Raw genomic sequence first — 21,052 nt, 5'->3', positions numbered from 1 at the left:
ACCGCCGGGCTGAATGATAGAGCCGGGATCGGTCGATCCTGACAGAAGATCCGTTTTTGAAAGGAGAGCATCATGGAACTGAAGGGTACCAAAACCGAGAAAAATCTGATGGAAGCGTTTGCAGGCGAGAGCCAGGCACGCAACAAGTACACCTTCTTTGCCAGCATGGCAAAAAAAGAAGGCTACGAGCAGCTGGCCGCGATCTTTGAGGAGACCGCCGGCAATGAGAAGGAGCACGCAAAGATCTGGTTCAAGCTGCTGTGCGGCGGCGCGATCCCCGATACCCTGACTTGTCTGGACATGGCAGCAGGCGGTGAGCACGACGAGTGGACCGAGATGTACCCCCGCATGGCCAAGGAGGCCAAAGAAGAGGGCTTCCCTCAGATCGCAGCACTGTTCACCATGGTGGCACAGATCGAGAAGGAGCACGAGGAGCGCTACCGTGCGCTGGCTGAAAACCTGAAAAACAACAAGGTCTTTGCCCGCGAGGAGCAGCAGGTATGGCAGTGCCGGAACTGCGGCTACACCTATATCGGCAAGTCCGCACCGCTCAAGTGCCCGGTGTGCGCACATCCGCAGAGCTACTTTGAGCTGAAAAAGATCAACTACTAAGCTGAAAATTCAAAAGCAGAACAGCGCCGCCGCATCCGGTTTGCCGGGTGCGGCGGCGTTTTGTACAAAATTGAAAAGCGGATTTTATTATTCTCCACAAAATAAGGCTCAGCTGCCCGGCAGAATGGGCAAAAAACTTGACCCGGTTTTGCACTGCGTGTAAAATAATACGGAGACAGGAATATTTAAAGGATCTTGCAGCAAAGCAGGCGGGGAGGGCAAAGCCCATGAAGCAGGGGTTCAAAGCGTGTGTTTGTGCAGTGGTGCTGTGCGCAGAACTGTTTGCAGCCGGGGCGTTTTCGGCCTATGCTGCGCAGGAGCAGCCGCTGCCGGACAGCGGCATGACATTGGACACTGCCGAACTGACGCTGGATATCACCGAAGGAGACCCGGCTCCGGTGGCCTACCTGAATGTGCAGGCACCCAACGACTACTTCTTTCTGATCTGGACTTCCAGTGATCCGGCAGTGGCATCGGTGGACGGCACCGGCAAGGTGACCGGCCATGCCGAGGGCACAGCGGCCGTCACGGCCCGCAATGAGCGCGGCGAAAAGACCACCTGTACCATCACGGTGCGCAAAAGCACAGCCAGCCGCCTGGTGCTGAACACCAGCGATCTGACGCTTACCATTACAGAGCAGGAGCCTGCCCCGACGAAACAGCTGAAGCTGGAACAGAACAAAGGCGGGTTTACCTATGTGCGGCAGTGGGTCAGCAGCAACCCGGCGGTGGCATCGGTAAGCACAAACGGTACCGTAAAGGCGCAGGGGTCCGGCAAGGCCGTCATCAGCGCACTGACCACAGCCGGGCAGGTGCTGCGCTGCACGGTAACGGTCACATCGGAGATCGGACGGGTGCAGATGAGCAAAAATGCCATGTTGCTGCAGGCAGTGGGAGCCAGTCAGAAGCTGACCGCGCAGGCTGCAGGCACCAAAAACGGAACGATGACATGGCTCAGCAGCAATCCGGGCGTGGCAACTGTGAGTGCGGATGGCATGGTAACGGCGGTGGGCGACGGTGAAACGATGATCCTTGCCGTTACACCGGAGGGTCGTGCCGATGCCTGCTATGTGGCCGTGGGAGCGGCGGCGTGGCGGTTCCGCTCGGAGGACGAACTTGCCGAAACGCTGACCCTGACCGGCCAGCTGCCCTATTCGGATGGAAAATAAAAAGAAAAATGGGAGTGTTCTGTGCAGCAGGATGCTCCCATTTTTTCAAAACCCGCTGGGCAGAAAGATCATCGTTCCCCGGGCAGACCACGCCATCCGCTGGGCCATGCAGCCGGGCGCACCGGCCAGCAGAAACAGGGCCAGTGCGGCGAGCAGAAGCACCCATCCAAGGCCGCTGTGCGGCCTGCCGGAAAAAGGATCCCCTTTTTTGCGTCTCATCCCGCTGCCCCCCTTTTTGCTGTGCTGGCCCATGCTATGCGCGGCCAGCAGTGATTGTGCAACGTGCTGGGCTGTGGTACAATAAAATATCGAAATCTACTGTGCAGGGAGAGCGATTTTATGCTGACCATTACACTGCTGGGCACTGCGGCTACCATGCCACTGCCGGACCGGGCGCTTTCGGCGGCGTTTGCTGCCTGCGGCGGTCACGGCCTGCTGTGGGACTGCGGCGAGGGTACGCAGGCAGCGGCACACCGGGCAGGCGTGAACCTGATGCGGGCAGATGCCATCTGCCTGACCCACTACCATGGCGACCACATCTTTGGTCTGCCGGGTCTTTTGCAGACTCTGGGGGCGCAGGGCCGCACAAGGCCGCTTGCGCTGCTGGGTCCGGAGGGCCTGCCGGATATCTGGGCGGCGGTGCGGGCACTGACCGGCCCGCTGCCCTATCCGGTGAAGCCGCAGGTGCTTATGCAGGGCCAGCCGCTGGCGCTGGATGCGCTGAGCGAGGGCTGGCCTGCCGGTGCGCGGCTGGTGCCGTTTGCCACAAAGCACCGGGTAAAAAGCCTTGGCTACCGGCTGGAGCTGCCCCGTGCAGGCAAATTTTCGCCGGAGCAGGCCCGGGCGCTGGGGGTGCCGGTGCAGCAATGGAAGCTGCTGCAGAAAGGGCAGAGCGTTGCCGTGGAGGGCAGAACGGTGCAGCCTGCGCAGGTACTGGGCGCCCCGCGCAAGGGGTTGAGCGTGGTATTTTCCGGCGATACGGCCCCCTGCCCGTATTATTTGCAGGCGGCGCATGACGCAGACCTGCTGATATGCGATGCCACCTATGCCCTTCCGGAGCAGGAAGACCAGGCCCGTCAGTGGGGGCACAGCACCTTTGGGCAGAGCGCGACCCTTGCCGCGCAGGCGAGAGCAAAGCGGCTTTGGCTGACCCATTATTCCCCCATGATCACCGACCCGGAGGAGTATGCCGCGCAGGCACAGAGCATCTTCCCGGCGGCGGAGTGCGGCTTTGACGGCAAAAGCATCACCCTGCAGTACGAGGAGGCACAGCCATGACCATCCGGATGGACGAGGGTGCGGCAGAGCTGCTGGACACCCTGCACAGGGCGGGCTATGCAGCCTACGTGGTGGGCGGCTGCGTGCGGGACAGTCTGCTGGGCCTTACACCGCACGACTGGGACCTGTGCACCAGTGCTCTGCCGCAGCAGGTGATGGAGCTGTTCGGCGCGCAGCGGTGCATCCCCACCGGCCTGCAGCACGGCACGGTAACGGTGAAGCAGAGCGGTGCCCTTTACGAGATCACCACCTTCCGTACAGAAGGCACCTACACAGATGGCCGCCACCCGGACGAGGTGCATTTTGTGCCGGATGTGCGGGAGGACCTGGCCCGGCGGGATTTTACCATCAACGCCATGGCCTACAATGAAAAAGAGGGCTTTGTGGACCCCTTTGGCGGGCAGGCCGACCTGCAAAGCGGCATCGTACGGGCGGTGGGTGTGCCCCGCCAGCGGTTCACCGAGGACGCGCTGCGCATCCTGCGGCTGTACCGCTTCGCAGCCCGGTTTGGCTTTGCCATCGACCCGCCCACGGCGCAGGCGGCACAGGAGCTGTGTGCCCATCTGGACTGCGTATCGGTGGAGCGCATCGCGGAAGAGCTTGCAAAACTGCTGAGCGCACCCGCCCCTGCGGCATATCTTAACGAAAAAATACTGCTTGTTATTCTGCCGGAGCTTTCATCGGAGGCACTGGCGGCGGCAAAGCCGGTGGTGGATGCCTGCCCGGCGGGTGCAGAAAACCTGCCCATCCGGCTGGCGGCGCTGCTGTACAGCCTTGGCGAGGATGGCATCCGCCGCACCCTCAAGCGCCTGCGCTGCTCCAATGCCTGTATTGAGGAAACGGCGGTGCTGGTGCGGGAAGCCAGAAGGCGTGACGGTAGCTTTCTCTTCGGACACGAGTACGGATTGCGGCACCCAGCGGATGCTTCGTGCTTTGAGCAGCACTCGCATCCTGCTGGCCGCTGCCCCAACAGCAACTCCTTGTTTCCGCCGCAGGCGGCAGTCGTTGCCGTTGCAGGCCATTCCATCGCCCGCCCTATTGCCTTCGGCAACAGGGTCCCACCCCAGCGGACGGTCCTCAGAGAAACTACCGTCACACCCGACTTTACTATCTACGCCCGCCGACTACTGGGCAAATATAACTTGTGTACCGTGCAGCGTTTGGCAGCACTGGGCACAGCCCTGCAGCCGGAACGGGCGGCTGATTTTGCTGCACTTTCCGAATTGGCCGAACAATTGGACGCGGACGGCGTATGCTGCCGCGTCAGCCAGCTGGCTGTGAATGGCTGTGATCTGATGGCGGCAGGTGTCCCGGCGGGGCCGGGCATCCGCAAAGTGCTGGAAGCGCTGCTGGACGGTGTGATCCGGGAAGAATATCCCAACGAGCGGCAAGCCCTGCTGGCCGCAGTGCAGCAGCTCGCTGCGTCTTGACAAGCTCTTTTTTCAGAGTTACTATTATACTACTGTTTTAGTGTGTTGAATGCACCAAAGGAGAACTTATGACCACACAGACCCCTGATTCAAAGCCGCGTGCCCTCATTGCCATGAGCGGCGGCGTGGACAGCTCGGTGGCGGCATGGCTCATGCAGCAGGCAGGCTATGACTGCACCGGCATCACCATGCGGCTCACCCGCAACGAAACGCTGGGACAGTCCGGCTTTCACACCTGCTGCTCGGAAAAGGACATCGAGGACGCGGCAGAGGTGGCGTATGCCATGGATATCCCGTACGAGGTGCTGGATTTCACGGCCGACTTCCGGGAACAGATCATTGAAAAATTCGTCCGCGTGTATGAGGCGGGCGGCACGCCGAACCCCTGCATCGACTGCAATAAATATATGAAGTTCCGCCATCTGCTGGACTGGGCCCGGGCACACGGCATGGAGTATGTGGTCACGGGCCACTATGCCCGGGTGGAGCAGGACGAGGCCACCGGCCGTTTCCTGCTCAAAAAGGGGCTGGACGAGGGCAAGGACCAGAGCTACGTGCTCTACAACCTCACTCAGGAGCAGCTGGCGCATATCCGTCTGCCGCTGGGCGGCCTGCACAAGACTGAGGTGCGCGAGATCGCGGAGCAGCACAAATTTGTCAATGCCCGCAAGCACGACAGTCAGGACATCTGCTTCGTGCCGGATGGCGACTATGCCCGCTTTATGGAGGACTTCACCGGCAAACACTACCCGGCAGGTGATTTTCTGGATGAGAGCGGCAGGGTGGTGGGCCCCCACAACGGCGCGGTGCGGTACACCATCGGCCAGCGCAAGGGGCTGGGCCTTGCCATGGGGGCACCTGTGTACGTCTGCGGCAAGGACATGCAGGCAAACACCGTCACGGTAGGGCCGGAGGAGATGCTGTTCGACCGCATCGTGTATGCGGACGAGGTGAACTGGATCGCCATTCCGGAGCTGACCGGGCCGCTGCGGGTCACAGCCCGCACCCGGTACCATCAGGTGGAGCAGGCCGCCACCGTCTACCCGGCGGAGTGCGGCTTCCGGCTGGAATTTGACCAGCCCCAGCGCGCCCCTACGCCCGGTCAGGCCGTGGTGCTGTATCAGGGCGACACCGTGCTGGGCGGCGGCACCATTACGAGAGTGGAAAAGTAACAAGGAGAACAAAATGCAAAATCAGTATTCCCGCACGCAGTTGCTGCTGGGCGCGGAAGCTATGGAAAAACTGCACAATTCCCGCGTGGCGGTGTTCGGCATCGGCGGCGTGGGCGGCTACACGGTGGAAGCGCTGGCGCGCAGCGGCGTGGGGGCACTGGATCTGATCGATGATGATAAAGTCTGCCTGACCAACCTCAACCGCCAGATTATCGCCACCCGCAGCACGGTAGGGCAATATAAGGTAGATGTGGCTGCGCAGCGCATCCACGACATTGACCCGGACATCAGGGTGACCACCCACCGGTGCTTCTTTGGCCCGGAAACACAGGACCAGTTCGACTTTACCCAGTACGACTATGTGGTGGATGCCATTGACACCGTTACCGGAAAGCTGGCGCTGGTGATGAAGTGCAAGGAGGCAGGCACCCCCATCATCTGCTCCATGGGCGCAGGCAACAAGATGGACCCGACCCGCTTTGAAGTGACCGATATCTACAAGACCTCGGTCTGCCCGCTGGCCAAGGTGATGCGCACCGAGTGCCGCAAGCGCAAAATCAAGCACCTGAAGGTGGTCTACTCCAAAGAGCCTGCCATGACCCCCATCGAGGATGACGCTATCAGCTGCAAGAATCACTGCATCTGCCCTCCGGGCACCCAACGCAAGTGCACCCAGCGCCGCTCGGTGCCGGGCTCCAATGCCTTTGTACCCTCGGTGGCCGGCCTGATCATCGGCGGCGAGGTGGTAAAAGACCTTGTGGGCTTTGTGCCAATGAAGGGGTAAAACAAAAGGCAGACTCCTGCTGTGTGGGACGATTTTGAATGCGCTCCGCGTTGCTTTGCGCATAAGCTAAGGAAATTGTATTTTTTGCGATGCAGCGTTCCATAACATAAATTCGCAACTAATTTGCATTTTGGTATTGCAATTGGAGAGAATATCGTGTATAATCATCCCTGTTCAAAAATGCAACCAATTTGCAATTTACTAAAATGAAGCGACGAACGGTCGTTTTTAGGAGCGTATATGGAACTGTTTCTGGATGTTCTGGGCGAATCTCTGGTGGACACCGCCAAGATGCTGCCCTTCCTGTTTTTGGCTTATCTTCTGATCGAGTATATCGAGACCCGCCACGGTGAGCGCATTGAAGCACTGCTGGCAGGCGGCGGGCGCTGGGGCGCGATTCCGGGCGCGGTGCTGGGCTGTGTGCCGCAGTGCGGCTTTTCGGCCATTGCGTCCAACTTCTACTCCTCCCGCGTCATCACGCTGGGCACCCTGATGGCCGTCTACCTTGCCACCAGCGACGAAGCCATCCCGCTGCTGGTATCCATGCCGGCCTACTGGGATAAGCTGGCTGTGCTCATGGTCATCAAGGTGGTATACGCCATTGTGGTGGGCTTTGTGCTGGATTTTGTGCTGCGCGGCGTGCTGCCCAAATCGCTGCGCGGCGGCTACACCGGCCATGCCGACGAGGTGGACTGTCACGAGGAGCACAACGACGAAGAGGGCAAGCCCGCCCCCATCTGGAAAGCGGCCCTGCGCCACACGCTGGAGATCTTTGTGTTCATTTTTGCGTTCAGTCTGGTGTTCGGCCTGATCGTGGAAGGCGTGGGCGAAGATGTGTTTGCAGACCTTCTGGGCAGTATGGGCTTCTTCCAGCCGGTAGTGGCTGCGCTGGTGGGCCTGATCCCCAACTGCGCCGCCAGCGTGCTGCTGACCCAGCTGTATGTGGAGGGTGCTCTGCGCTTTTCCAGTCTGGTGGCGGGCCTTTGCACCGGTGCAGGCGTGGGCCTTGCGGTGCTGTGGCGCACCAATCCTTCGTGGAAGCAGAACCTGTTCATCACCGGCCTGACATGGGGTGCAGGCGCATTCCTCGGCGTGGCAATGCAGGTGGTCGTGGCCGTGTTTGCGTGATCCCGAGAAGAAGCTGCAAAGAAAGCAGCATCGTGAAACAAAATAAGGCTATTGCATGGAATTCTGTGCAGTAGCCTTATTTTTATGCCCAAATGCACCCCAATTTTAAAAAAGTATGGTATACTGGTACAAAACTCAGTTCCATAGGGGAGAATAGAATGCAATATAAGATTCTGGCAAGCGATTACGACAACACACTGGTGCCCTTTGGCGAGGGCAAGCCGCGTCAGAAGGTGGTAAAAGCCATCAAAAAGCTGCAGGCCGCAGGCGGCAGATTTGTGCTCAGCACCGGACGTGCGTATCCGTGCGTCAACCTCAAAGGCCAGCTGGGCGGCATCCGGTTCGATTATGCCATCACCTGCAACGGTGCCTGTGTGGTGGACCGCGAGGGCCGCATCGTGGCCGAGCACCCGCTCACCGCTGAGGAAATGTACGCGCTGGTGGATTTCTGCGAGGATTATAACTATCCGCTGCAGTTCAATTTCAGGGATGCCTGCTACGCCTACTGCGAGTATGAATACCTGCATAGGGGCTATCAGCAGATGAACAGCATCGGGCTGGACTGTATGGACGGCGAAGATCAGGACCGCCACCTGATCGATATGCCCCACGCGGCCTTTGCGGCCATGCCGCCGGAGCGTGTGGCGGACTTCAACGCCAAGTACGGCCATCTGGGCCTGCACTGGATGCAGGTGGGCGCGCAGAATGCCGATGGCCTGTGCTACTACGACATCGTGCGCGGTGGAATGGACAAAGGCGTTGGCCTTGCCGACCTGTGCGAAAAGATGGGCCTGACACTGGCCGATGCCGTGGCAGCAGGCGATTCTGCCAACGATGTGGCCATGCTGAAGGCAGCGGGCCTTGGCTGCTGCATGGCAAACGGCACGCCGGACGCAAAGGCTGCCGCCGACCGCATCATTGGCGATGTGCGGGAGGACGGCCTTGCCGACTTGATCGATGAGCTGTGGTTCGACGGCCCCAGAGCAGAGCCGTCCGGCCGCGACCTTGGCTCGCCTTGGGATAAAATTGAAAGTGCAGGCGGACAATGAGCTTTGAACCGGTGTATAACGTGCGCAGCCGGGCGCTGATCCTTGGCACATGGCCCAGCCCCAAAAGCCGGGAGATGGCCTTTTACTACGGCCACCCGCAGAACCGCTTCTGGCCCGTGCTGGCCGCGCTGACCGGTGAGCCGGTGCCTGCCCGTGAGGACATTGAAGCCAAAAAGCAAATCATCCTGCGCCATGGGCTGGCCCTCTGGGACACGCTGGAACGCTGCACCATCACCGGCGCAGCGGACGCTTCCATCAAGGATGCAGTGCCGAATGATATTGCCGCTCTGCTGGCAAAGGCACCCATCGAAGCAGTATTCTGCAACGGAGCCACCGCATACCGGATCTATACAAAGTATCTGCAGCCGGTGTCCGGCATTGCAGCGGTAAAGCTGCCCAGCACCAGCCCGGCAAACGCTGCCTGCCGCCCGGAAAAGCTGCGCGAAATCTGGGGCGCGGCCCTCTTGCCGTGGATCAACAAATGATGGCCAGGTTGTAAATTATCCGTGAAAGCCTTGCGTTTTTCGCGGGGTGCGGTATTATGGATGACATAAGGGGCAATGCCCCGGACAAGGAGAAGAAACATGAGCAAGATCATCCGCACCAGAAAGCCCAGCGTTCTGCCATTTTATGCAATGGCACTGGTCTTTTTGGTATTGTGCGCGGTCCTGCCGGTGTATAAGCTGTGGGCGCTGCTGGCGGCGCTGGGCGGTGCATTTGTGGCCTTTGGTGCGGCACAGAAGGTCTGCCCGCCCCGGGTGGTGGAGCACGAAGTGCCTTTCCACACCGGTGTGGAGGATGTGGACGCGATGCTGACCGACATTCAGCAGAAACTGGATACCCTGCACACCCTCAACGAGCAGCTGCCGGACCCGCAGCTCTCTGCCGCCATGACCCGCATGGAAAAGGCGGGCCGCTCCATTGTGGAAGCGGTGGAAGCAAACCCGGAAAAGGCAAAGCAGGTGCGCAGGTTCGCAAACTATTACCTGCCGGATGCGGTGAACGTTCTGCAGCAGTATGCAAAGCTGGCAAAGCAGGGCGTGCGCGGCGAGAATGCCGCAGCCATCCGTACCGAGGTGGAGCACAATGCTGCTTCCATTGCCACGGCGTTTGAAAACCAGCTGGATGCCCTGTACGCCGCCGAGAGCATGGACCTTTCTGCAGACATCACGGTGCTGCAGAACATGCTCAAAGGGCAGGGCCTGAGCTAAAAAAGGTAAATGGTATTTGGAAAGGAAGGAATCTCTTATGGCTGATAATACATTCAACTTTGACCTCGATGCACCCGCAGTACCCACCCTGACGCTGGACCCCACCCCGGCAGAAGAGGAAAAGGCAGCACCCGCCCAGCAGGAAGCAGCCGCACCGGAGCAGCCGCAGGTGAACCTGACCCCGGAGGAGCAGGCCATGGTGGATCAGTTTGCTGAAAAGATCGATATTACCAACAGCCAGCAGGTGCTGCAGTACGGCTCCGCCTGTCAGAAGAAGATCGGCGATTTCTCCGAGGCCGCCCTTTCCAAGGTGGCCACCAAGGATCTGGGCGAAGTGGGCGACATGATCACCAGCCTGATCGGTGAGCTGAAGAGCTTTGATGCCGGTGAGGAGGAGAAAAAGGGCATTCTGGGCTTCTTCAAGAAGAAGGGCGACCAGCTGGATGCCATGAAGATGAAGTACAACAAGGCCGAGACCAACGTGGAAAAGATCCAGTCCATGCTGGAGGGCCATCAGGTGCAGCTGCTCAAGGACATCGCCATGCTGGATAAGATGTATGATCTGAACATGGCCTACTTCAAGGAGCTGAGCATGTATATCCTTGCCGGCAAAAAGAAGCTGGCCGATGTGCGCGCAAACGAGCTGCAGCAGGCCATGGATAAGGCCAAGGTTTCCGGCCTGCCGGAGGATGCACAGGCGGCTCGTGATCTGGCCGACCAGTGCGAACGCTTTGAGAAGAAGCTCTATGATCTGGAGCTGACCCGCAACATCAGCCTGCAGATGGGGCCGCAGATCCGCCTTTTGCAGAACAACAATACCATGATGGCAGAGAAGATCCAGTCTACCATCGTCAACACCATCCCCCTGTGGAAGAACCAGATGGTGCTGGCACTGGGTCTGGCCCACAGCCAGCAGGCCATGCAGGCCGAACGTGCCGTGACCGACATGACCAACGACCTGCTCAAGAAGAACGCCGAGGCCCTGAAGATGGGTACCATCGAGACCGCAAAGGAGAGCCAGCGCGGTGTGGTGGACATCGAGACCCTGCAGCAGACCAACAAGAGCCTGATCGAGACGCTGGACGAGCTGAACAAGATCCAGAGCGAGGGCCGCGCAAAGCGCGCTGCCGCCGAGCAGGAGCTGAACCGCATCGAGGACGAACTGAAAGCAAAAATGATGGAGATCCGGAGCTGAGATGGCAAACGCAGATTTTTCGCAAAAACAGAACAGCACTTCCGGCGGTTTTGACGCGGGCAGCTACCGCGAACAAAAGCAGCCGGAGCAGGCCGTGCCGCTGACACCTCTGCAGCAGAAGCTGGCAGGGCTGGAAGCAAAGCTGCCCGCAGCCCTTTCCACCCGCGCAGCTGCACTGGCGCTGAGCGTGGTGGTGATGCTGGCGGCCTTTTTGGGCTTTGGCAGCGCCAAGCTGCACAGCCGGTACAACGAAGTCCGCAAATGGTACACGGTGGGTGTGGCGGCAGACAACGGCTATAACCTCAACGAGGAGCTGACCACCCGCATGAACACGGCGGCAAACATCATCACCACCGCCGGCAGCACGCTGGGAGCGGACAGTGCCGAGGTACAGGCCGCACAGAGCGCGCTGAGCGATTTTACCGCCTGTCTGGAAGCGGTGCAGAACGGCGGCAAAAGTCAGGCACTCACCTCGCTGCCCTATTATCAGGGCAGCACGATGCACGCACTGTATCAGGCCAACGAGGTGCTGGGGTCGCGGATCGATCAGCTCTACGCAAAGCTGCAGGAGCAGGCCGCAGACCCCATGAAGATGGGCGCGGTGCAGGGCCAGTACGGCCAGTTCAACAGTGCGGCTACCATCATCGGCACCCTGAAATACAACGATGCCGTTTACGACTACCAGAAAGAGACCGGCGGCTTCCCGGCCAGCATGCTGGGAGCCATTGCCGGTGTAAAGGAGGTTGAACCCTTCGCATGAAAAATTTTGCAAAACGCGTAAGCGCTCTGGTGCTGGCCCTTGTGGTGGGCGCAGCGGCCCTGTGCCCGGCGGCATTTGCCGCCGCCAGCCTGCCGGATCTGCCCAGAGATCAGTGTGTGGTGGATGACGCCAACGTTTTGAGCGACAGCACTACCCAGACCATCGTTGATCTGAACAACCAGCTGCAGTCCAGCTGCAACGGAGCACAGATCGGCGTACTGACTGTAGATTATACGGGTAATTATTCCACTGAGGATTATGCAACACAGGCCTTCAACGCCTGGGGCATCGGCTCGGCTTCCGAGAACAACGGCGTGCTGATCCTGCTGGTGATGGAATCGCCCATCTACGAGGACGGCGATTACTACGTGACCTACGGCGACGGCTTCCGCAACACCACGCTGGAAAGTCAGGCCAGTGCCCTCGCTCAGACCATGGAAGGTGATTTTGTTAACCGCGATTACAGCGATGCAGTAATCACCTGTGCCAACAATGTGGCCGACACCATTGCAAGTGTTTATGGGGTAAATCTGAACAATGGCAGCTACGACGACGGCAGCTACGCGGAGCCGGACGACGGCCCCACCACCTTTGAGGATGTCGTTCTGGGCATCGTGATCCTGTTCATGTCCCTGATGGTGATGCTGATCATCGTACTGTTCGTGTTCCGGGTGTTCATTGCACCCATCGGCCACGCAGCAGGCTGGAACTGGGGCCCCTTCGCATGGGGCTACATGGCAGGTTCGGCCCGTCGGCACCGTCCCGGCCCGCCGCCCCCTCCGGGCCCCGGCTTCGGCCCCGGATACGGCCCGGGCTATGGCCCCGGCCCCCGCAATGACCGGCCCCGCCCGCCCCGGAACAACAACCGGCGTCCGCCCCGTCCTCCCATGGGCGGCGGCTTTGGCGGCGGGTCCTTCGGTGGCTCCCGCGGAGGCGGCTCCTTTGGGGGCGGCTCGTTCGGCGGCGGCAGCTTCGGCGGCGGCTCCTTCGGTGGAATGGGCGGCGGCGGCAGCCACGGCGGCGGCGGTGGCCGCGGCCGTTAAAAACACAAAAACACGGAGAACTGCTGTGGGCGGTATGCCTGCGGCAGTTCTCTTTTTCGGTTTCAGGTGTGAAGGAAATTCATTTGACAAATCAACTTTGTTAACCTATACTGAGAAACATGCATAATAAGCCAGAAATAAAGGCTCTGAGGGTGGAAAAGCCGCAGAGCAGGGAACGATAAAAATAGAGGGAGAAAACCATGCTGACTCTGGATAAGATCTACCATGCAGCCTTTGTGCTCAAGGATGTTGCCCGCAAGACCGACCTCATCGAGGCACCCAAGCTCTCCAAGGACTGCCAGCTGTACCTGAAAACCGAAAACCTGCAGGCCACCGGCAGCTTTAAGGTGCGCGGTGCTTACTATAAGATCAGCCAGCTTTCCGAGGAGGAGAGCGCCAAGGGCGTGATCGCCTGCTCTGCCGGCAACCACGCACAGGGCGTGGCGCTGGCTGCTACCCGTCGCGGCATCAAGAGCATCGTCTGTATGCCGGACGGTGCCCCCATCATGAAGGTGGAGAATACCAAGAATCTGGGCGCAGAGGTGTGTCTGGTGCCCGGCACCTACGATGATGCCCACGACAAGGCTGTGGAGCTGCAGGAAGAGACCGGCATGACCTTTATCCACCCCTATGACGATGAGCAGGTCATCGCGGGGCAGGGAACCATTGGTCTGGAAATTCTGGATCAGCTGCCGGATGTGGATGCGGTCGTTGTGCCGGTGGGCGGCGGCGGCCTGATCTCCGGCGTGGCCTTTGCCATCAAGAGTCTGCGCCCGGAGGTGAAGGTCTATGGCGTACAGGCCGAGGGTGCACCCAGCATGTACCGCAGCCTGCACGAGCATAAGTACCAGACCCTGAAAGCCGTTTCTACCTTTGCGGACGGCATTCAGGTCAAGACTCCCGGTGAGCTGACCTACCAGATCTGTGAGCAGTATGTGGACGACATCGTGACCGTGAGTGAGGATGAGACCGCTGCCGCCATCCTCTCGCTGATGGAGAACCAGAAGCTGGTTGCCGAGGGTGCCGGAGCCGTGCCGGTGGCTGCAGTGCTGTTCCACAAGCTGCCGGTCGAGGGCAAAAAGGTGGCCTGCGTCGTCTCCGGCGGCAACATCGATGTGAACATCCTCAACCGCGTGATCACCCGTGGTCTGGTCATGAGCGGCCGCAAGGCGAACATGACAATTGCGCTGGAGGACAAGCCCGGCCAGCTCAAGAAGGTGGCCGAGATCGTGTCCCGCTGCGGCAGCAATGTGGTGTCGGTGCAGCACGATGGCTCCGATCCCAACATGCCCATTTCCAGCTGCTTCCTCAAGCTCACCCTTGAGACCCGCGATGCCGAGCAGATCGAGCAGATCCGCGCAGAGCTTGCAAAAGAGGGTTTCCAGCTTGTGAGCGAAAGAGTATAATAGAAGAAAAAAGAAAGGAACGTTTTATCATGAAAGTCGTTTCCACTTCCAACGCACCCGCAGCCATCGGCCCTTACAGCCAGGCGATCGATCTGGGCAATATGGTGTTTGTTTCCGGCCAGATCCCGGTAGACCCTGCTACCGGCAAGATGGCCGATACGGTTGAAGAGCAGGCTGCACAGAGCCTTGCAAACCTCAAGGCCATTCTGGCCGAGGCTGGCCTTTCCATGGCAAATGTGGTCAAGACTGTCATCTTCCTTGCTGACATCAACGATTTTGCCGCTGTGAACGCCGTGTATGCCAAAGCATTTGCAGAGCCGTTCCCCGCACGCAGCTGTGTGCAGGTGGCGGCCATCCCCAAGGGCGCAAAGCTGGAGATCGAGTGCATCGCCGTGCGCGAATAATCAGGCCTAAACATAAAAGGGGCTGTGCCGCTGGCACAGCCCCTTTTGCATGTATGAGGAAGAATGAGAACAGCAATTACGGGCGCAGACCCATGCCGCCCTCCAGCGTGAGGGTCTCGCCGGACAGATACTTGAAGTCCGGCATGGCCAGCTGCACGCATACCCGGCCGATCTCGGTCTCGGGGTTGGCATAGTGGCCCATGGGCGGCATCTTGACGTTGGCTTTGAACGCATCCGGGTATGCCTGCTGGAACTGCTCCAGCTTGGCGGTCCAGGCCAGCGGACAGATCACGTTGACATTGATGCCATCCTTGCCCCACTCGGTAGCGGCCACGCGGGACAGGCCGCGGATGCCCTCCTTGGCGGCAGCGTAGGAGCACTGGCCAAAGTTGCCAAACAAGCCTGCACCGGATGCAAAGTTGATCACGCTGCCCTTGGACTTGGCCAGATAGGGATAGCAGGCCTTCATATAGTAAAATGCAGCGTACAGGCCGGAATAAAGGGCAAGATCAAACTGCTCGGTGGTGTGCTCTGCCAGCGGCACGCCGGAAGCGGATGCCTGTGCGTTGTTCACCAGCACTTGAATGCCACCAAAGGTATCCACAGCCTGATTGACGACATTTTGCACGGTGGCTTCGTTGTCGGTGCCTGCACACACATCTGCCTGCACCGGCAGAACGCGGATGCCATACTTGGCTTCCAGCTCGTTTTTTGCCTCTTCCAGTTTTTTCACATTACGGCCAGTGATGACCAGATTTGCGCCCTCTTTTGCAAAGGCGGTGGCAATGCCATAGCCGATGGAGCCGCAGCTGCCATCGGAAAGTACGGCGCGGCCTGCGCCGGTGATGATAGCGGTCTTACCCGTTAAAAAGCCCATAGTTGCCCTCCAGAAGTGCTCAATTGGCATATCAATTGGCTGATGTTGGCCATATTATAGCCTGTATTTCAATAGAATGCAAGGCTTTTTACCGATAAATAAAAAATAGACAAAGAATGCCGAGAAGGTGAAAAAATTCACGACTTCTCGGCATTTTGTGAAAGATTTGTCAGAGACTTTGATGTTAAAATAAAGACAAACTAATTACTTCTGCACGCCCGCCTCGCACTGCTCAATAAACTGCTTTGCCACGCGGGGGCTGCGGCCGCCGGCGCGGATGGCAAAGGCTTCGGCTTTGACCAGCAGCTGATCCATCGGCATGTCGATGCCGTGCTGCTTTGCCAGTTCGGCCAGAATGGTCTCAAACCGGGCCTTCTCCGGCCGCTGGAAAGTGACCGTCAGGCCGAATCGGGCGGAAAGGCTCATCAGCTCCTGCCGGGTATCGGCTTCGTGGATGTCGTCGCCGGTGCGGTCGGTCAGTGTTTCTTTAATAAGGTGGCGGCGGTTGGAGGTGGCGTATACCGCAATGTTCTTGGCTCTGCCGCCCACGCTGCCCTCCAGAATGGCCTTGAGCGCGGCAAAGTTGTCGTCGTTGGCGGTAAAGCTCAGGTCGTCGATGAACAGGATGAATTTGAGCGGGTTCGCGGCCAGTTTGTCCATCAGATCCGGGATCTGGTAGAGCTGGTTCTTCTTCACTTCCACCAGCCGCAGGCCTTCAGGTGCAAACTCATTGGCAATGGCTTTCACCGCACTGGACTTGCCGGTGCCTGCATCGCCGTACAGCAGCACATTGTTGGCGGGCATCCCGGCCAGCAGGGCCTTTGTGTTGGCAATGACCTTTTCGCGCTCCTTCTCGTAGCCGGGCAGCTCGGAAAGGCGCTGAGGGTCCGGGTATTTCACCGGCACCAGCTGGCCGTTCTCCACCGTGAACACATGGTGCTTGGCAAACATGCCATAGCCCTTTTTTCCCACCTCGCTCATGCGCTGGGCGTAGGCGGCAGGCAGGTCGATGCCGGAGGTCTCCCACCGGGGCAGGAAGGCCAGCTCCTGCGCCTGCCCTGTGGCAGAGCCGGCAGCGGCCAGCAGCTCGTCCAGCGTCAGGCCGCACAGAGCCTGCAGAAAAGCCAGTTCACTGTCCAGCGCGGTCTGCAGTGCAGGGGCGAGGATGCCCGATGCAGCCTGACGTACGCAGACGGTCTCGGCTTCCAGCACAGCGGCGCTGAGGTAGCTGCCCCAGTTGGTGGTGTGCTCGAACAGTGCGGCTTCAAATTGGGCCACAGCGTCGCACACTGGGCCATAGCCGGGCGCACCGGCTTCCATGCGGTCGGTCAGGTCCAAAAGCTTTGCCACAACGGGGTCGTCCAGCAGGCTGCGGAAAACAACAAGCCCGTGCAGCCGGGCATTCCATTCTCTCAATTTCATATTCCTGTCCTCTAGTTGGTCTTAAATTAAACGCGCAGGCGCGCATATCAGAAGTATACAGCGCATTGTGCTATGGCGCAAGAGGTGTTCAATTAACTTCATGTTTGGGGTGATTCAGGTTACAAATTGTCGATTGACAAAAGGCCGATTTATAGTATAATTTACATCAACAAATGCGCAGATGGGAAAAAGTACCACACGATCCCCACTGTTCAGAGAGCTGCCGTCTGGTGCAAGGCAGTCAGTGCTTCGTGCGGAAAATCATCCCGGAGCAGCCTGCCCAACGGGTGCAAAACCCTTGTAAGCAGCGCCGGTTGCAGCCGTTACCGTGCAGGGCTTTGTTGGAAGCCCGTGAGAGGGTGTGCACAGCACGCCAACGAGAGTGGTACCGCAGAGAGCTTGATGATCACAAGGTCTTTGTCTCTTGATAACAGGGGACAAAGGCCTTTTCTTTTAAAAAGAAGCTCCCCGGGAACGTGTAAAAAGTGGAAAAAGGTTAGGAAAACAGGAGAAACTCACCATGCAGTTGAATGGTTCTCAGATTTTTGTGGAGGTCCTCTGCGAGCAGGGCGTGGACACCCTTTTTGGTTATCCCGGCGGCGCAGTGCTGAACCTTTACGATGAGCTGTACAAAAATTCGGACCGCATCACCCATGTGCTCACCGCCCACGAGCAGGGTGCGGCGCATGCGGCAGACGGCTATGCCCGCGCGACCGGCCGCACCGGCGTGGTGCTGGCTACCAGCGGCCCGGGTGCCACCAATCTGGTCACCGGCATTGCCACGGCCTATATGGACTCGGTGCCCATGGTAGCCTTTACCGGCAACGTGACCACGGACGGGATCGGGAGGGACAGCTTTCAGGAAGCCTACATTGAGGGCATCACAATGCCCATCACCAAGCACAATTTCACGGTGCGCCGGGTGGAAGAGCTGGCCGATACCATGCGCTCTGCCTTCCGTATTGCACAGAGCGGGCGCAAGGGCCCGGTGCTGGTGGATATCCCCAAGGACGTGACAGCGGCGGTATGCGAGTTCACCCCCAAAAAGCCGGAGCCCATCCGTACCGTTACCACCTTCAACGCGGAGCAGGTCAAGTGGGCAGCGGATCTTATCAATGCGGCCCAGCGCCCGCTGGTCTACTTTGGCGGCGGCGTGCGCAGCGCAGCCTCCTGCCAGCCGCTGCGTGATCTGCTGCACAAGGCAGAGATCCCGGCCACCTACACCCTGATGGCCGCAGGCGTTGTGCCCTACGGCGACCCGATGAACATTGGCATGGTGGGTATGCACGGCTGTTACACCTCCAATCGTGCCGTGGCCGACTGCGACGTGCTGATTGCAGTGGGTACCCGCTTCTCGGACCGTGTGGCCCTGAACCCCAAGACCTTTGCAAAGAACGCCACCATCATCCAGATCGACATCGACCCCAGTGAGCTGGGCAAGAATGTGGAGGTCGATCTTTCCATCGTGGGCGATGCCGCTTACGTGCTGAACGCCATGCTGCCGCAGATCGAGGAAAAGAAGCATCCCGACTGGATGAAGATGATCCATGAGTGGCAGGCACAGGATTACCACCCGGTGTCCGACCCCACCCGCCTGATGCCCCATCAGGTGATCGGCGAGGTGTGCAACCAGTGCGGCCCCGAAGCCGTGTATGTGACCGATGTGGGCCAGCACCAGATGTGGGCGGCACAGTACCTGCGCCACGCCAAGAGCCGCGGCTTTATCACCAGCGGCGGTCTGGGTACCATGGGCTTTGGCTACGGTGCCGCCATTGGCGCACAGATGGCTCTGGGCCGCGACCAGCGGGTGGTCATGTTTACCGGCGACGGCTCCTTCCACATGAACCTGAACGAGGCCTGCACCGCCGTGAGCTATGAGCTGCCCATCATCACTGTGATCTTTAACAACTCGGTGCTGGGCATGGTGCGCCAGTGGCAGACCACCTTCTACGAAAAGCGCTACAGCCAGACCGACCCCCACCGCAAGACGGACTTCGTCAAGCTGGCAGACGGCTTTGGCCTGAAGGGCTACCGCTGCACTAACCTGCCGGAGTTCCAGACTGCCTTTGCCGATGCAATGAAGCAGAAAGGCCCTACTTGGATCGAGTGCATCATCGATAAGGACGAAAAGGTGCTGCCCATGATCCCCGGCGGCGGCGACATCAACGATATCATCATGGAATAAGGAGGGCACAGCAATATGGAATCCAACAAGCGCAGGGTCATCAGCCTGCTGGTGGACAACCAGAGCGGTGTTCTGGCCCGTGTGTCCAACCTGTTCTGCCGCCGCGGCTTCAACATCGACAGCCTGACGGTCTCGGCCACCAACGACCCGGCAGTCAGCCGCATCACCGTGACCATTACCAGCGATGACAAGGCCCTCAAGCAGCTGATCCTGCAGACCGAACGGCTGGAAGTTACCCGTCAGGTGTTCGTGCTGGACGGCGAAAAATCTCTGGAACGGGAACTGCTGCTGCTGAAGGTGGCGTCCGATGTGCACAACCGCAGCGAGCTGCGGGAGATCGCCAGCATCTACAAGGCCAAGATCATCGACCTTTCGCCGGACAGCATGGTGTTCGAGCTGATCGGCAAGCCGGATAAGATCGATGCCTTCCTGAAAATGTTTACAGATTACAAAATTTTGGAGCAGTGCCGCACCGGTGTTACCGCACTGGAGCGCGGCGGGATGCATCAGCATATGCAGAAGCCTCCGCAGGAGGTGCGCGAAGCACAGCTGCCTCTGCCGGGAACCCACTGCCCGGAGAGAAAGTAAGAACGAACCCTCTCCGTCACGGCTGCGCCGTGCCACCTCTCCCGAAGGGCGAGGTTTTATGCATCATCAAAAGAGAAGGTATGATAAAAGCTCCCCCCTCGGGGGAGCTGGCATCGAGCAAAGCGAGATGACTGAGAGGGTTAAAACTTCGCTTTTCCGCTCCACAGTGAGCGAAAAAATAAAATGTTTACAATCAGCCACTGAATAAACACAAAACAAAAAAGGAGAACAACTACCATGGCTATCAAGAAATACTACGATTCCGACTGCAACCTCGGCGTGCTGGACGGCAAGACCGTCGCTGTCATCGGCTTCGGCAGCCAGGGCCACGCACATTCTGAGAACCTGGCCGAGAGCGGCGTGAACGTCGTCGTCGGCCTGCGCAAGGGCTCTGCTCACTGGGAGAAGGCTTCTGAGTTCGCAGCAACTCACGAGAACTTCAAGGTCATGGAAGTGGAAGAAGCTGCCAAGGCCGGCGACGTTGTCATGATGCTGGTGCCCGACGAGCTGTGCGCTGACATCTACAACAAGCAGGTAGCTCCCTACATGACCGAGGGCAAGGCATTGGCCTTTGCACACGGCTTCAACATCCACTTCAAGACCATCACTGCTCCCAAGAATGTGGACGTTATTATGATCGCTCCCAAGGGCCCCGGCCACATCGTCCGCCGCCTGTACACCGAGGGTGAGGGCTGCCCCTCTCTGATCTGCGTGGAGCAGGACTACACCGGCAAGGCTAAGGATATTGCTCTGGCATACGCTTCCGGCATCGGCGCTGGCCGTGCAGGCATCCTGCAGACCACCTTCAAGGAGGAGACCGAGACCGATCTGTTCGGTGAGCAGGCAGTGCTGTGCGGCGGCGTTTCCGAGCTGATCCACGCCGGTTTCGATACGCTGGTGGAAGCTGGCTACGAGCCCGAGATGGCATACTTTGAGACCTGCCACGAGATGAAGCTGATCGTTGACCTGATCAACGAGGGCGGCTTCTCCAAGATGCGTTACTCCATCTCCAACACCGCTGAGTACGGCGACTACCGCACCGGCAAGCGCCTGATCACCGCCGAGACCCGCAAGGAGATGAAGAAGGTTCTGACCGAGATCCAGGACGGCACCTTCGCTTCCGAGTTCCTGACCGAGATGAGCCCCAACGGCGGCCGCAAGGTGCACTTCCTGGCAAAGCGCCGCATGGAAGCAGAGCTGCCCATCGAGAAGGTCGGCGCAGAGCTGCGCGGCATGATGAGCTGGCTGAAGAAGTAAGGGGAAAACCCTCTCAGGCCGCCTTTCGGCGGCCAGCTCCCCCGAAAGGGGGAGTTTTTGTTGAAAGTGGGAACCTTATAGA

General features: G+C 59.3%; 21 protein-coding genes and 1 other annotated feature. Of the genes, 18 read left to right on the top strand and 3 right to left on the bottom strand.

The genetic code is table 11. From position 1 onward, the window contains the following. Positions 1-72: 72 nt before the first annotated feature. Together rbr and GKG34_RS07415 are read left to right on the top strand one after the other, a co-directional pair. Positions 73-612, top strand: coding sequence for a rubrerythrin (gene rbr, locus GKG34_RS07420; RefSeq protein ID WP_005941401.1), 540 nt, complete (start codon positions 73-75; stop codon positions 610-612). A 227-nt stretch (positions 613-839) separates the two neighbouring features. Beyond that, positions 840-1,781, top strand: a complete 942-nt coding sequence (locus GKG34_RS07415; protein WP_154255903.1) for an Ig-like domain-containing protein — start codon at positions 840-842, stop codon at positions 1,779-1,781. Positions 1,782-1,826: 45 nt separating this feature from the next. Here GKG34_RS07415 and GKG34_RS07410 read toward each other — a convergent pair whose 3' ends face one another. Continuing rightward, positions 1,827-2,000, bottom strand: coding sequence for a hypothetical protein (locus GKG34_RS07410; protein ID WP_154255902.1), 174 nt, complete (start codon positions 1,998-2,000; stop codon positions 1,827-1,829). A 120-nt stretch (positions 2,001-2,120) separates the two neighbouring features. Here GKG34_RS07410 and GKG34_RS07405 point away from each other — a divergent pair, with 120 nt between their 5' ends. The 13 genes from GKG34_RS07405 (at position 2,121) to GKG34_RS07345 (ending at position 14,641) form a co-directional block, all read left to right on the top strand. Beyond that, positions 2,121-3,059, top strand: a complete 939-nt coding sequence (locus GKG34_RS07405) for a ribonuclease Z (protein ID WP_154255901.1) — start codon at positions 2,121-2,123, stop codon at positions 3,057-3,059. Then, entirely contained in the window at positions 3,056-4,489 is a 1,434-nt protein-coding gene (locus GKG34_RS07400; RefSeq protein WP_154255900.1) for a tRNA nucleotidyltransferase, read from the top strand. The genes GKG34_RS07405 and GKG34_RS07400 overlap by 4 nt, the downstream gene beginning before the upstream one ends. 68 nt (positions 4,490-4,557) lie before the next feature. After that, entirely contained in the window at positions 4,558-5,661 is a 1,104-nt protein-coding gene (gene mnmA, locus GKG34_RS07395) for a tRNA 2-thiouridine(34) synthase MnmA (protein WP_005941416.1), read from the top strand. Between the two features lie 13 nt (positions 5,662-5,674). Continuing rightward, positions 5,675-6,445 (top strand): tRNA threonylcarbamoyladenosine dehydratase, encoded by a 771-nt coding sequence (locus tag GKG34_RS07390; protein WP_005941419.1) that lies wholly within the window; start codon positions 5,675-5,677, stop codon positions 6,443-6,445. A 240-nt stretch (positions 6,446-6,685) separates the two neighbouring features. Continuing rightward, positions 6,686-7,573, top strand: a complete 888-nt coding sequence (locus GKG34_RS07385) for a putative manganese transporter (protein ID WP_154255899.1) — start codon at positions 6,686-6,688, stop codon at positions 7,571-7,573. 158 nt (positions 7,574-7,731) lie between these two features. Then, positions 7,732-8,622: an HAD family hydrolase gene (locus GKG34_RS07380; protein WP_044953617.1), complete on the top strand. Its 891-nt coding sequence runs from the start codon at positions 7,732-7,734 to the stop codon at positions 8,620-8,622. Continuing rightward, a complete protein-coding gene (locus GKG34_RS07375) occupies positions 8,619-9,107 on the top strand; it encodes a DNA-deoxyinosine glycosylase (protein ID WP_154255898.1) in 489 nt (162 codons plus the stop codon). Before GKG34_RS07380 ends, GKG34_RS07375 begins: the two co-directional genes overlap by 4 nt. A 99-nt stretch (positions 9,108-9,206) precedes the next feature. Continuing rightward, positions 9,207-9,833 (top strand): 5-bromo-4-chloroindolyl phosphate hydrolysis family protein, encoded by a 627-nt coding sequence (locus tag GKG34_RS07370; protein WP_005941432.1) that lies wholly within the window; start codon positions 9,207-9,209, stop codon positions 9,831-9,833. A 37-nt stretch (positions 9,834-9,870) separates the two neighbouring features. Further along, a complete protein-coding gene (locus GKG34_RS07365; RefSeq protein WP_154255897.1) occupies positions 9,871-11,028 on the top strand; it encodes a toxic anion resistance protein in 1,158 nt (385 codons plus the stop codon). 1 nt (position 11,029) lies between these two features. Beyond that, positions 11,030-11,788 (top strand): LemA, encoded by a 759-nt coding sequence (locus GKG34_RS07360; RefSeq protein WP_154255896.1) that lies wholly within the window; start codon positions 11,030-11,032, stop codon positions 11,786-11,788. Next, complete coding sequence (locus tag GKG34_RS07355; RefSeq protein WP_154255895.1) at positions 11,785-12,831, top strand: TPM domain-containing protein; 1,047 nt, start codon at positions 11,785-11,787, stop codon at positions 12,829-12,831. The genes GKG34_RS07360 and GKG34_RS07355 overlap by 4 nt, the downstream gene beginning before the upstream one ends. Before the next feature lie 200 nt (positions 12,832-13,031). Next, positions 13,032-14,237, top strand: coding sequence for a threonine ammonia-lyase (ilvA, locus tag GKG34_RS07350; RefSeq protein ID WP_005942203.1), 1,206 nt, complete (start codon positions 13,032-13,034; stop codon positions 14,235-14,237). Between the two features lie 29 nt (positions 14,238-14,266). Continuing rightward, on the top strand, positions 14,267-14,641 hold the full coding sequence (locus GKG34_RS07345; RefSeq protein ID WP_097774035.1) for a RidA family protein: 375 nt from the start codon (positions 14,267-14,269) through the stop codon (positions 14,639-14,641). Between the two features lie 76 nt (positions 14,642-14,717). Here GKG34_RS07345 and GKG34_RS07340 read toward each other — a convergent pair whose 3' ends face one another. Then, a complete protein-coding gene (locus GKG34_RS07340; protein WP_044953736.1) occupies positions 14,718-15,518 on the bottom strand; it encodes an SDR family oxidoreductase in 801 nt (266 codons plus the stop codon). Positions 15,519-15,722: 204 nt separating this feature from the next. Next, positions 15,723-16,940, bottom strand: coding sequence for an ATP-binding protein (locus tag GKG34_RS07335; RefSeq protein ID WP_005942209.1), 1,218 nt, complete (start codon positions 16,938-16,940; stop codon positions 15,723-15,725). 169 nt (positions 16,941-17,109) lie between these two features. Next, positions 17,110-17,368 (top strand) — a binding site (T-box leader). Positions 17,369-17,460: 92 nt separating this feature from the next. On the opposite strand from GKG34_RS07335, the gene ilvB reads away from it, so the two are divergent. From ilvB to ilvC, 3 genes are all read left to right on the top strand, one after another. Further along, entirely contained in the window at positions 17,461-19,125 is a 1,665-nt protein-coding gene (gene ilvB / locus GKG34_RS07330) for a biosynthetic-type acetolactate synthase large subunit (RefSeq protein WP_154255894.1), read from the top strand. A gap of 15 nt (positions 19,126-19,140) precedes the next feature. Continuing rightward, positions 19,141-19,713, top strand: coding sequence for an acetolactate synthase small subunit (ilvN, locus tag GKG34_RS07325; protein ID WP_005942213.1), 573 nt, complete (start codon positions 19,141-19,143; stop codon positions 19,711-19,713). A 237-nt stretch (positions 19,714-19,950) separates the two neighbouring features. Continuing rightward, the gene (ilvC, locus tag GKG34_RS07320; protein ID WP_097774032.1) at positions 19,951-20,970 is read left to right on the top strand and encodes a ketol-acid reductoisomerase; all 1,020 of its coding nucleotides are present in this window, start codon (positions 19,951-19,953) and stop codon (positions 20,968-20,970) included. The last annotated feature ends 82 nt before the right edge of the window (positions 20,971-21,052 follow it).

This window comes from Faecalibacterium sp. BIOML-A4 (assembly GCF_009679665.1).
Lineage (GTDB): Bacteria > Bacillota > Clostridia > Oscillospirales > Ruminococcaceae > Faecalibacterium > Faecalibacterium taiwanense.
This window is presented reverse-complemented; position numbering and strand designations above follow the sequence as displayed.